We start from the raw sequence: 11,825 nt of genomic DNA, 5'->3' as shown, positions 1-11,825 counted from the left end.
CGATCCTCCAGAAACTAGTTTAGAGACAACCGCGGAAACGTCTCCAGCGGATTGTCGACGCACATCTTCGCGATGATGCTCTTCGGCAGGTTCGGCGGGATCGGATCGTCGCCGTCGAACTGCCAGTGCGGGTAGTCGGACGCGAACAGGAACATTTTTTCGGAGCCGATCTGGTCGATGATCTCCTCTACGCTTTTCGCATCGCCAGGTGCATCGAACGGCTGCATGGTGACACGGAAATTGCCGCGGATGATCGATGCAGGCTCGCGCTCGACCCAGGGCACCTCGACGCGCACGCCGCGCCAGGTCTTGTTGGCCCGCCACATGAAGGCCGGCAGCCAGCTCACGCCCGACTCCATCAGCACGACCTTGAGATCGGGATATTTGCCGAACACGCCCTCATAGATCAGGCTGAGGATCTGTGCCTGAAACGCCTGCGCCTCGACGAAGTAGTATTCGTAACGATGCGACGGCCAGCCGGCGGAGCTCGGCGCCTGACGATACTGCGTACCGGCGTGGATCGCGAGCGGCAGCTTGTATTTCTCCGCAAGCTGATAGACGGGCCAGAAATGCCGCCGGCCCAGCAGCGTCTCGCCCTGCGCCAGCACCAGGATGGAGACGAAGCGATTGTCGCCAGCGCGTCGCTCGATCTCCTCGATCGCGAGATCCGGCGCCTGCATCGGCACGACGATGGAGGCGCGCAGGCGCGAATCGCGCGCGAGCCATTCGGCGGCGATCCAGTCGTTGATGGCCTTGCAGAAGTCGGCCGCCATATAGGCGTCGAACACGGCCTGCGCACCATAGAGCACGTTGAGGATGGCGTGGCTCGCGCCCAACTGGTCGAACGCACCCTTCTGCACCATGGCGAGATCGGAGCCCGGCCTGGCGCCATTGGCCGGCCGCCAGTCGGCGCGGCCCGAAAGCGGCATGCTCGGCGGATAGGAGGTGAGGTCGAGCCCGTCGATCGCCCGGCTCACCACCTGCTCTTTCCAGTGATCGCTGAGATAGGGCAGCAGCGTCGTGCGCGTGCCACCAACCGCCGGGTGGATGTCGCAGTCGATCCGCGTCACCGCCATGGATGCTTCCTCGCCGAGATCTTGTTAGCAAGTCTTTATTGGCGGCGTTCTTGGTGCGCCGCCTGGGCAGAGTGCTCCGGCCGCCACCGCTTCGCAAGGGCGCACGCCCGCGCGATCCGTCATGGCTCGGTTGCATTTCGCAGGCGCGATATGTGGATCAGCCGCGCGGTGGATGCTCCGGCACCCACCGCGTCAGAGTGGAAACTGTTGCGCAATTCTCTCCTCAAGCCGCCTTGGAAACCTCCATCAGCAGACGCTCGGCCTTGGCATCCTCGATGCGGTTCATCAGCCGGCCGCTCTCGTGATTGTCGCGCACCGTCTTGGTCAGCGTGATGCAGGTCTGGATCAGCATCACGATGCCCATGGTGAGGTAGCCCTTCATCCAGAGGTCGATCGGCAGGAAGAAGATCCCGATTGCGACGAGGAAGGCGGAGGCCGCGAAGGACACGTAAGTGAAGGTCACCCAGGCGTTGCTGTGGGGCTGGCCGTTCTGGTTCATGGTCGTCTCCTGTTGGTTCGAATGATGATGGGATCTGAGTTCAGGCGGTCGGCGTGCGCTTGGACTTCAACCGCGCCAGCACATCGTCCGCGGTCGTCTTGAGCCGGGGGCCGAAGCCTTGTTCGGCGAGTCGTTCGGCGGTCGCTAGCGGTCCGCTCGCCGCATCGAGCTCAAACAGCGCGTCATCGGCGGCCTGGGCTTCCATCTGGCGTTCGCGCAAGCGCCTCAAGGTGCTCTCCGCTTCCGGCAGCGTGGATTCGTAGGGACGTGCGGCCTCGATGCCGCTGCGGCGAAGCGAGCGCACCGCTTCCGAGGCACGGGCGAGGCGACGGCCGCGATCGAGCTCGGTGATGCGGGCCTGTGCGCTCGCGACGTGGCGCCTCAGCCGGATGATCTCGGTCGCGAACAAGGCGCGTGCCGTCATCGCCGCGTCGCGATCGGCTTCGAGCCCCGCGATGGCTTCGGCTGCCTCCTTGGCGAGGTCCTCGCGGCCGCCATCGAGCGCCGCCACCGCGCGGGTCTCGAGATCGGCGATGCGAGCGACGGTTGCCTCGAGCTTGCGGCCCTCCTGCTGGTCCTGTGCGATCGCCAGCGCCAGCGTCCGCTTGCTGCGCTCGACGGCGGCGGCCGCATCGCGCATCTGCTGATCGAGGATCAGAAGGGCCGTCCGGTCCTCCAGTTCCTCGCCTGCGGCGGCCACGCTGCCGCGGAAAAGTGTCACGACGGTCTTGAACATCTGCAGCTCCCTGTTTATGAGCGTTGCTCACACATGCTTTGTAGCAGGAATCTTGAACATCGTTCAATAAAAAAATGAGCGACGCTCAAGAATTTGACGCCGGATGACTAAGGCCTTGGAACGTCGAGCGAAACTTCGGACCGACCTGATCCAGGCGGCCGAGCGGATGATCGCTGAGCGGGGGTTGGCGGGTCTGAAAACCCGCGATTTGGCCCGCGAGATCGGCTGCGCCAATGGTGCGGTCTACAATCTCGTCGCCGACGTGGACGAGCTCGTCCTGCGGGTCGGCTCGCGCACGCTGCATCGCCTCGATGAGGCGCTCAGCGCAGCGGAAAGCGCGGGTGATCCTTCGCCACATAAGACGCTGGTCCGCATCGCCATTGCCTATTGCGACTTCGCCGCCGAAAACCTCGAACTCTGGCGCGCGCTGTTCGAGCACCGCATGGCCGCCGACAAGATCCTCCCCGACTGGTCTATCAACGACCAGATGCAGCTGTTCCGCCACATCTATCATCCGCTGGCGCTGCTGCTTCCCGAGCGCAGCCCCGAGGAACTCGGCATCACCGCGCGCAGCCTGTTCTCGGCGGTGCATGGCATGGTGGCGCTGGGGCTGGAGCAGAAGCTGGTCGCCGTTCCGCTTCCGGCGCTGCGGAACGAGATCGCGGGCCTCGTGCGCGCGATGCTGGACGGGCTGGTCGCGCGGGCGGTGTAGAGCCCGAAGGACCGCAGCGAAATTGTCGGCGGCGTCTGACTAAAATTTCGCCTGTCGCATCGTGGGCAGCGCGCTTAGCCTTCGCGACGTCCCGTCCCTTCACCTCTGTCCGGAGTCCCCCATGCCCCTCCTCATCCGCGGCGGCACCGTCGTCAATCACGATCATTCGCGACGCGCGGACGTGCTGATCGACGGCGAGACCATCGTCGCGGTCGGGACATCGCTCAACGCGCCGACGGGTACCGAGATCATCGACGCCGGCGGCGCCTACATCATCCCGGGCGGCATCGATCCGCACACCCATCTCGAAATGCCGTTCATGGGCACCGTCACCGCCGACGATTTCGAATCGGGAACGAAGGCGGCGCTGACCGGCGGCACCACCATGGTGGTGGATTTCTGCCTGCCCGATCCCGGCCAGTCGATGCTCGCGGCCTATCAGGAGTGGCGGCACAAATCCGAGAAGGCGGCGACCGACTACGGCTTCCACATGGCGGTGACGTCGTGGTCGAAGCAGATCTATGACGAGATGGAGACCGTGGTCAAAACCTACGGCATCAACACCTTCAAGCACTTCATGGCCTACAAGGGCGCGCTGATGGTGAACGACGACGAGCTCTACAACTCGTTCGCACGCTGCGCCCATCTCGGCGCCATGCCCGTTGTCCATGCGGAAAACGGCGACGTCGTCGCCCTGATGCAGGAGGCGCTGATCGCGCGCGGCGTCACCGGCCCCGAGGGCCACGCTTATTCGCGGCCGCCGGAAGTCGAGGGCGAAGCCACCAACCGCGCCATCATGATCGCGGACATGACGGGAACGCCGGTCTATATCGTGCACACGAGCTGCCGCGAGGCGCATGAGGCGATCGCGCGGGCGCGCGCGGCGGGAAAACGCGTCTACGGCGAACCGCTGATCCAGCATCTGTTGCTCGATGCCGGCGAATACCAGAACAAGGACTGGGATCATTCCGCGCAGCGCGTGATGTCGCCGCCGTTCCGCGACAAGTCGCACCAGGATAGTCTTTGGGCCGGCCTGCAAGCCGGCTCGCTCCAGGTGGTCGCGACCGACCATTGCGCCTTCACCACGGAGCAGAAGCGGTTCGGGCTCGGCGATTTCAGGAAGATCCCGAACGGCACCGGCGGCCTCGAAGACCGCCTCGCGCTATTGTGGACCGCGGGCGTCGCCACGGGGCGGCTGACCAAGGAAGAGTTCGTCGCGGTGACCTCGGCAAACATCGCCCGGATCCTCAACATCTATCCGCGCAAGGGCGCCGTCGCCGTGGGCTCGGATGCCGATATCGTGGTGTGGGACCCCAAGGCGAGCAAGACCATCAGCGCCAAGCGGCAGATGAGCCGGATCGATTACAACGTGTTCGAAGGCTTTGCCTGCATCGGCGGACCGGCCGCCACACTCTCGCGCGGCCGTCTCGTGTGGAAGGCTGGCGATCTGCGCGCCGACGCAGGCGATGGCCGGTACATCGAACGCCCCGCCTTCTCGCCCGTCCATGTGGCGAATTCCACATGGAAGGAGCTCAGCGCCCCGCGCGCGGTCGCACGCGGAGCGGTGACACCGTAAGAACGCGATTCACGCGGGATGCGACGCCATGAAGCGCGGTTGATGGCACGCGCTTTGCCTCTTTATGTCGCAACTTTCTCTCAAGGAGGCCGCGATGAGCGCATCATCTTCCGACATGAACCGTCGCAGCGTCGTGCTCGGCGGCCTCGGCATCGCCGGATTGACAGCCGTTGCGCCTCCCCTCGCCTGGGCGCAGGGGCGCAGCGAGACGCTGCTGGTGGTACAGGAGCTGGGGCCGAATTCGCTCGACATGCAGGGCGTCGGCTCCAACCAGACCGTGAACGGCCTGTCCTGGAATTGTTACGATCGCCTGCTAACCTACGCCTCCAAGACGCTGCCCGATGGGACCGTGTCCTATGATCGCGAGAAGCTCGCGCCTGAGCTCGCCGAGAGTTGGGAGGTCGCGGCCGACGGCATGTCCTGCACCTTCCGCTTGCGGAAGGACGCGAAATTCCACGACGGCACGCCGGTCACGGCCAGGGACGTCAAATGGTCGTTCGACCGTGCGGTGAAGGTCGGCGGCTTTCCGACCTTTCAGATGTCGGCGGGATCGCTGGAAAAGCCCGAGCAGTTCATGGTGGTCGACGACCACACCTTCCGCATCGATTATGTCCGCAAGGACAAGATGCTGCTGTTCAACGTCGCGGTCGTCGTCCCCTTCATCATTAACTCCGAGCTCGCGAAGAAGAACGCAACGCCTGAGGATCCGTGGGCGCTGGCCTGGCTGAAGACCAACGAGGCCGGCGGCGGCGCCTACAGGATCGAGAGCTGGAAGCCCGGCAGCGAGACCGTGCTGGCGCGCTTCGACGACTGGAAGAGCGGGCCGCTGCCGAAGGTCAAGCGCGTGATCGCACGCGACGTCCCCTCCGCCGGCACCCGGCGCGCGATGCTGGAGCGAGGCGATGCGGATATCTCCAGCGGCTTTGCGCCGCGCGATTTCGAGCAGATCATTCGGGAGGGCAAGGTCAAGGTATCAGGGGTGCCGATCCCGAACGCGCTCTGGTACGTCGCGCTGAACACGGCAAAGCCGCCGTTCGACAATGCCAAGCTGCGCCAGGCCATCGCCTGGGCGATGCCTTACGAGCAGATCCAGAGCAGCGCCTTCTTCGGACGCGCCGTCCCCATGTATGGCGGCGCGGCCGATGTCTCAAAGCCGGTCTGGCCGCAGCCGTTTCCCTATGTCACCGATCTCGACAAGGCCAAGGCCCTGATGAAGGAGGCCGGCTTCGAGTCCGGGCTGGAAACGACGCTGTCGCTCGACACCGGTACGGCGACCGTCGGCGAGCCGACCGCGATCCTGATCCAGGAGAGCCTCGCCAAGATCGGCATCAAGGCGTCGATCGAAAAAATCCCCGGCGCGAACTGGCGCACGACGCTGAACAAGAAGGAGCTGCCGCTCGCGCTCAACCGCTTCAGCGGCTGGCTCGATTATCCCGAATATTACTTCTACTGGAATTTCCACGGCAACAATTCGATCTTCAACATCTCCTCCTACCAGAACAAGGAGATGGACGCGCTGATCGACAAGGCACGCTTCACCGCGGATGCAGCCGAGTACGACAAGGCCGTCAAGGATTTCATCGCGCTCTGCATGCGTGACGTTCCCGTCATCCCGCTCAACCAGCCGATCCACGACGTCGCCATGCAGAAAGGCGTCACCGGCTACGAGTTCTGGTTTCACCGCGAGCCGGACTACCGTCAGTTCGCGAAGGGCTAGTGCCGATCGACGACGCGGACGAGGCCTGAAGGGCCTCGCGCCTGCTCGGTCGGAAAGCCCTTTTCCAGCCGCGCCTCGCTCGCACGGAGCATCGTCGCATCGAGCTTCCCTTGCCGCGATCCGTCCAGCGCGCAGACAAAGATCCGGTAGAATTGCGCGCCGTCATAGGCGACCAGCAGCAGGTCGACGCCGGCGTTGATCGCCTCGACCACGGCCTTGCAGACGTCGTGCTGGTAGATCGCGCCCATCACGAGGTCGTCGGTCATCACCACGCCCTGGTAATTCCACTTGTCGCGGATGATACCTTGAACGACGCGCTTCGAATGCGAGGCGGCGCGATCGGGATCGACGGCGGTGAGCGTGACATGGCCGACCATGAGCGCGCTGTGCGAATGCGACAGCACCTCGCGGAACGGGAGCCAGTCGGTTGCTTCCAGCTCCCTAACCGGCGTGTCGAGATTGGCGCTGAAATGATGCGTATCGGTGCGCACGCGCCCGATGCCGGGAAAATGCTTGAGCGTGGCGCCGACGCCGGACTCTTCCAGCCCGCGCACATAGGCGTTCGCGATCGTGCTGACCACGACGGGATCGGTCGCAATCGCCCGTTGACCGATCAGCGTGTGGAAGTCGAGACGATTGCGGCGGACCGGCGGCTTGAGGTCGAGCACCGGCGCGAGATTGAGGTTGACGCCGAGGCCGGCGAGCTCGCGGCCGTGGATGCGGCCAAACTCTTCGGCTTTGGCCTGCTGGTCGTCGGGGGCGAGCCCGGTGAGGGTCGCAAGCGCCGGCACCTTCGTCAGTGGCGGCGCGAGATGCCCGACGATGCCACCCTCCTGGTCGGCGGCGACGACCAGCTGCGGCAGGCTAGCTGCCCGCCGCTTGTCCTGGAGCGCCGCGATCTCGGCACGCAGCGTCTCGACCGTCCGGCCTCGGATGTTGTGCCGGGTCACGTAGACGCCGCCGATCAAGCCTTGTTCGGCAAGACGCGCGACCTCGGGAAAAGAGGAATAGCCGACCATGAAGTGAGGCCCGAGCTGACGCGCCTCGGCGGTGCTCGTCGCCAGAACATCGTGCTTGCGCAGCTCGAACTTCAGATGCGCTGCCGACATCAACAGCGGCGGCAGGCACCAGAGCATGACGAGCAGTTTGCCGGCCATGGTGCGCCACCGCCCTCTGCGAAGCAGAAAAATGACGATCGCGATGCTTGCAACGACAAGCACGATGTTTCCCGCGCCGCGCAGCGGGACCAGATAAGGATCGTTCTTGTTCGCGGCCGCGAATGCGACGAGGGGCGCGGACAGCCAGAGCAGGATGAGACCAATACGGCGGAGGAATTGCATGATGCGCCACATGCGAGAGGTGATGAATGTTTCGCACCTAACAAAGCGATTTGCGCTGCGCGAGAGGCAAAAGCGCACCTGCACGAAAACTGCAAAAGACTCCTGAAACCGTGCAGACGATGATCCCGCCTTCTGCACAAGCACCGTTCAGACTTCGTGATGTCACCCATCACGAGAGGTCCTCCGGACATGACGAGCCTGGCTTCGACGATCGCAGCGGACATCCAGCCGATCAGGCATTCCTCGATTCCGGCCAAGGTCGGCCTCGCACTGGCGCTGGCCGCGCTCGCCGACTGGCTGTTCTATGGCGAGCGGGTCGGACTTTCGCTCGCGCTCTTTGCCGTCGCGATGGCTTGCGTGTCCGTGCTCTTCAACCATGCGGTGCTGGATTTTCGGCGCGCGGCGATCGGCGGCGCGATCTTCATGCTCGGCCTCATGCCCGCCGTCGAGGAGCTCAACACGCTGTCGTTCCTGATTCTCGTCACGTCGCTGACGGTTGCGCTGCTGCTCGCGACCAACCCGGAGACGACTGAACTCGCCGACCGCGCCCGCGCGCTGCGCAACTTTGTCCTGCTCGGTCCCTTCAGGCTCTTCCCCGAGGCGCTCCAGATCTTCAACATGTCGGCCTTTACCCGCGGCATCGCGCTCTGGCTACTGCCGGCGGCGCTCGGCACGGTGTTCGTCGCGCTGTTCGCCGCGGCCAATCCGGTGATCGAGCAGTGGGTGTCGCTCCTCAATCCAAAACTCATCTTCGAATATGTCAGCGTCTGGCGCGTGCTGTTCTGGACTTTGATACTGGCGCTGGTCTGGCCATTCATCCATGTGCGCTGGCGGCGCAGGAAGGTTCTCACAACGACCGTCGACGATGGCCCGGTGCCGCCGCCGCTCCCGCCGCTGGTCCCGGCCGAGTTCCTGGGACCCTCGGCGATTCTGCGCTCGCTGATCCTGTTCAACCTGCTGTTCGCGGCACAGTCCATCCTCGACGGCATCTATCTCTGGGGCCATGTGGCGCTGCCGGCCAACCTGACCTACGCGGCCTATGCCCATCGCGGCGCCTATCCGCTGATCGCGACCGCCCTGCTCGCCGCAGCCTTCGTGCTGGTGGCGATGCGTCCGGGCGGACCGGCGGAGAAATCAAAGGTGATTCGCCCGCTGGTCTATCTCTGGGTGGGGCAGAACGTGCTGCTGGTCGCCTCCTCCATCCTCCGCCTCGATCTCTACGTCGACATCTACATGCTGACCTACTGGCGCATCGCGGCCTTCATCTGGATGGGGCTGGTGGCGCTCGGGCTGATCCTGATCGTCGCCCGGATCGCGCTCGACAGGTCCAACCTGTGGCTGATCAGTGCCAACCTGATCGTGTTAACGATCGTGCTCTATATTACCTCGCTGGTGAACTTCGATGCGTTCATCGCCGACTATAATGTCGCCCACAGCCGGGAAGTGTCAGGCAAAGGCGTGCAGATCGATATCAACTACCTCCTCACGCTCGGACCGCAGGCGTTGCCCGCAATCGACAAGGCGATGTTGCTGCGGCCCGGCGCCAACGAGAGCTGCCTTGTGTCGCGCCGCGACCTGCTTGTAGAACTTCAGCACCGGGATCTGGCCTGGCGAAGCTGGGGCTTTCGGAGCTGGCGGCTGCAACGCAGGCTCGATGCCGAGGTCAAGAACCCGCCCGGAAATCAGCCGGCCGGTTAAGCGGAGATATCCTTGGCGCATCGCATTCTCATCGTCGACGACGAAGGCCACATCCGCGAGGTCATCCGCGTCGCGCTGAAGAAGGCCGGCATGGACGTGATCGAGGCGCGCGACGGCAAGGAGGCGCTCGCCCGCTTTGCCGCCGACAAGCCCGACCTGATCGTGCTCGATATCGGCATGCCCGAGTTCGACGGCCTCGACGTCTGCCGCGAGATACGCAAGAGCTCCGACGTGCCGATCCTGTTACTGTCGGCGCGCGACGAGGAGATCGACCGCATCCTGGGTCTCGAGATCGGTGGCGACGATTACGTGACAAAACCCTTCAGCCCGCGCGAGCTGGTGGCGCGGGTCAACGTCATTCTGCGCCGCCTCAGCCCGCGCAATGGCGAGGCCAAGGCTGGGCCGAGCGCGCTGGCGCAAGGCGGCCTGCTGATCGATCCCGAGCAGCATGTCGCGTCCTTCGCCGGCACGCCGCTGAAGCTGACCGCGATCGAGTTCGGCATCCTGCGCGCGTTCCTGACCCGGCCGACCTCGGTGTTCAACCGCGAACAGCTGATGCGGGCGGCCTATCAGCTCAACATCCAGGTCTCCGACCGCACCATCGACAGCCACATCCGCAACATCCGCGCCAAGCTTGCCGCGCTGAATTGCGAGAACGTGATCGAGACCATCCACGGCGTCGGCTTCAAGCTCGGCCGCTGCGAGAAAGAAGCATGAGCACGGCGCCCGACAAATGGCGGCCGTCGCTCGGGCTCGTCATCTTCGCGGTGCTGGCAACCGTCGCGGTGCTGCCGCTGGTCGGCCTGTTCTTCTTCCGCCTCTACGACAACCAGCTGATCCGCCAGACCCAGGCCGAGCTGATCGCGCAAAGCCGCGTGCTGGCGACGATCTATGCACAGGAGGTCACCGCGCGGCTTGATAGCGGCCTCACGCTCGGCGCAGAGGTCCCGCCCGGCGTGCTGCCCGACCCCGGCGACCAGGTCACGCCGATCCGGCCCGCGCTTGACCTGACCGCCAACGATTTGTTGCGGCGGCGGCCCGATGCGCAGGCAGCAATCCGCCCGGCACAGCCGGCCTATGTCGAGATCGGCGCAAGGCTGACGCCGATCATCCGCGAGACCCAGAAGGTGACGCTGGCGGGCTTTCGCATCCTCGATCCGCAGGGCGTGGTGATCGCCGGGCGCCAGGAGGTCGGCCAGTCGCTCGCCCATATCGAGGAGGTCGCGGACGCGCTGCACGGGCAGTACCGCGCCACCTTGCGCAACCGCGTGCCGGACAAGCCGCCGCCGCCGATCTATTCCTTCAGCCGCGGCCTCGGCGTGCACGTGTTCTCGGCGATGCCCGTCATCGTCAACAACCGCGTTGCGGGGGTGATCTACACCACGCGGACGCCGAGCAACATCTTCGATCATCTCTACCAGGAGCGGGCCAAGTTCGTGCTGGCCGGGCTCGCCGTGATCCTCGGCACGATTGCGATCGGCCTGGTATTCTCGCGCACCATCACGCTGCCGATGCGCGAATTGATCGACCGCGCCGCGCGGATCGGCCGCGGCGACCGCGAGGCGTTCAGGCCGCTCCGGCACTACGGCACGCGCGAGTTCGCCCAGCTCTCGCACAGCTTCCTCGGCATGGCCGAGCAGCTCGCAAGGCGCTCCGACTACATCGCGACCTTCTCGGCCCATCTCACCCACGAGCTGAAGTCGCCGCTGACCTCGATCAAGGGTGCGGCCGAGCTGCTGCAGGATTCGGTTCAAGGCAAGTCGGGCGGCCTGACGGCGGCCGAGCAGACGACGTTCATCGCCAACATCCTGTCCGACACCCAGCGGCTGGAGGCGATGGCGCAGCGGCTGCGCGAGCTCGCCCGGGCCGAGAGCCTGCCGCAAAACGAGCGCACCGAGCTGGCGCCCGTGATCGCCGACCTCAGGAGCCGGTTTCCGGCAAGCTCAATCTCGGCCAGCGGCAGCCTCGACCGGGCGATCGGCATGTCCGGCGAGAAGGCACTGATCGTACTGTCGCATCTCGCCGACAACGCGATGCGGCACAAGGCGAGGTCAATCAGGCTGGAGGCGGTAGACGAGCGGACGACCCTGCTTCTGACGGTGAGCAATGACGGCGAGCCGATCTCGGCGCCGAACCGCGACAGGATCTTTGACGCGTTCTTCACCACCCGCCGCGACCAGGGCGGCACCGGGATGGGGCTGGCAATCGCGCGCGCGGTGATGGCGAGCCATGGCGGCTCGATCAGGCTCAAGCCGACCGACGAGGGCGCGGCCTTCGAGCTGCAGTTTCCAGTCGCCTAGATCGCGAACACCCAGGCGGCGACGATGGTGCCGATGGTGACGAGACCAGCGATGGTCCAGCCGGCGGCATATTCCAGTTCAGGGTGACCGGTCGCCCGCATGATCTCTGCCGGATCGGCGGTATGCTTCTCTGCCATGACAGCCTCGCACGTTTCTCCCCGTGTCTATGGA

The 11,825-nt window shown here is 65.0% G+C and carries 11 protein-coding genes; 6 read left to right on the top strand and 5 right to left on the bottom strand.

Annotated elements, in window-relative coordinates:
- Window positions 1-14 precede the first annotated feature (14 nt).
- From XI08_RS19535 to XI08_RS19525, 3 genes are all read right to left on the bottom strand, one after another.
- Entirely contained in the window at window positions 15-1,076 is a 1,062-nt protein-coding gene (locus XI08_RS19535; RefSeq protein ID WP_271575609.1) for an amidohydrolase family protein, read from the bottom strand.
- Window positions 1,077-1,299: 223 nt separating this feature from the next.
- Window positions 1,300-1,575 carry a YiaA/YiaB family inner membrane protein gene (locus XI08_RS19530; protein ID WP_135175428.1) on the bottom strand — a complete coding sequence of 92 codons (276 nt, stop codon included), beginning with the start codon at window positions 1,573-1,575 and terminating at the stop codon, window positions 1,300-1,302.
- A 40-nt stretch (window positions 1,576-1,615) separates the two neighbouring features.
- Window positions 1,616-2,311, bottom strand: a complete 696-nt coding sequence (locus XI08_RS19525) for a PspA/IM30 family protein (RefSeq protein ID WP_271575608.1) — start codon at window positions 2,309-2,311, stop codon at window positions 1,616-1,618.
- A gap of 103 nt (window positions 2,312-2,414) precedes the next feature.
- Between XI08_RS19525 and XI08_RS19520 the strand changes: the two genes are divergently transcribed.
- The 3 genes from XI08_RS19520 to XI08_RS19510 all read left to right on the top strand — a co-directional run bounded on the left by XI08_RS19520 (window position 2,415) and on the right by XI08_RS19510 (window position 6,316).
- The gene (locus tag XI08_RS19520; RefSeq protein WP_271575607.1) at window positions 2,415-3,023 is read left to right on the top strand and encodes a TetR/AcrR family transcriptional regulator; all 609 of its coding nucleotides are present in this window, start codon (window positions 2,415-2,417) and stop codon (window positions 3,021-3,023) included.
- A gap of 121 nt (window positions 3,024-3,144) precedes the next feature.
- Window positions 3,145-4,599 carry a dihydropyrimidinase gene (hydA, locus tag XI08_RS19515; RefSeq protein WP_271575606.1) on the top strand — a complete coding sequence of 485 codons (1,455 nt, stop codon included), beginning with the start codon at window positions 3,145-3,147 and terminating at the stop codon, window positions 4,597-4,599.
- A gap of 94 nt (window positions 4,600-4,693) precedes the next feature.
- Window positions 4,694-6,316: an ABC transporter substrate-binding protein gene (locus tag XI08_RS19510; RefSeq protein WP_271575605.1), complete on the top strand. Its 1,623-nt coding sequence runs from the start codon at window positions 4,694-4,696 to the stop codon at window positions 6,314-6,316.
- Here XI08_RS19510 and XI08_RS19505 read toward each other — a convergent pair.
- Window positions 6,313-7,656, bottom strand: a complete 1,344-nt coding sequence (locus tag XI08_RS19505; protein WP_271575604.1) for a glycoside hydrolase family 3 N-terminal domain-containing protein — start codon at window positions 7,654-7,656, stop codon at window positions 6,313-6,315. The genes XI08_RS19510 and XI08_RS19505 overlap by 4 nt on opposite strands.
- Before the next feature lie 189 nt (window positions 7,657-7,845).
- Here XI08_RS19505 and XI08_RS19500 point away from each other — a divergent pair, with 189 nt between their 5' ends.
- The 3 genes from XI08_RS19500 to XI08_RS19490 are packed head-to-tail and all read left to right on the top strand — an operon-like array spanning window position 7,846 to window position 11,654.
- Window positions 7,846-9,354 (top strand): DUF4153 domain-containing protein, encoded by a 1,509-nt coding sequence (locus tag XI08_RS19500; RefSeq protein WP_271575603.1) that lies wholly within the window; start codon window positions 7,846-7,848, stop codon window positions 9,352-9,354.
- A gap of 12 nt (window positions 9,355-9,366) precedes the next feature.
- A complete protein-coding gene (locus XI08_RS19495) occupies window positions 9,367-10,071 on the top strand; it encodes a response regulator (RefSeq protein ID WP_271575602.1) in 705 nt (234 codons plus the stop codon).
- Window positions 10,068-11,654, top strand: a complete 1,587-nt coding sequence (locus XI08_RS19490) for an ATP-binding protein (protein ID WP_271575601.1) — start codon at window positions 10,068-10,070, stop codon at window positions 11,652-11,654. Before XI08_RS19495 ends, XI08_RS19490 begins: the two co-directional genes overlap by 4 nt.
- Here the strand turns inward: XI08_RS19490 and XI08_RS19485 are convergent.
- Window positions 11,651-11,791 (bottom strand): hypothetical protein, encoded by a 141-nt coding sequence (locus tag XI08_RS19485; RefSeq protein WP_007597071.1) that lies wholly within the window; start codon window positions 11,789-11,791, stop codon window positions 11,651-11,653. The two genes, XI08_RS19490 and XI08_RS19485, sit on opposite strands and share 4 nt — an antisense overlap.
- Window positions 11,792-11,825: the final 34 nt, after the last annotated feature.

This window comes from Bradyrhizobium sp. CCBAU 11361, from assembly GCF_028128935.1.
GTDB lineage: Bacteria > Pseudomonadota > Alphaproteobacteria > Rhizobiales > Xanthobacteraceae > Bradyrhizobium > Bradyrhizobium niftali.
Note: the sequence above shows the minus strand (reverse complement) of the source record. Positions and strands in the feature narration are given on the sequence as shown.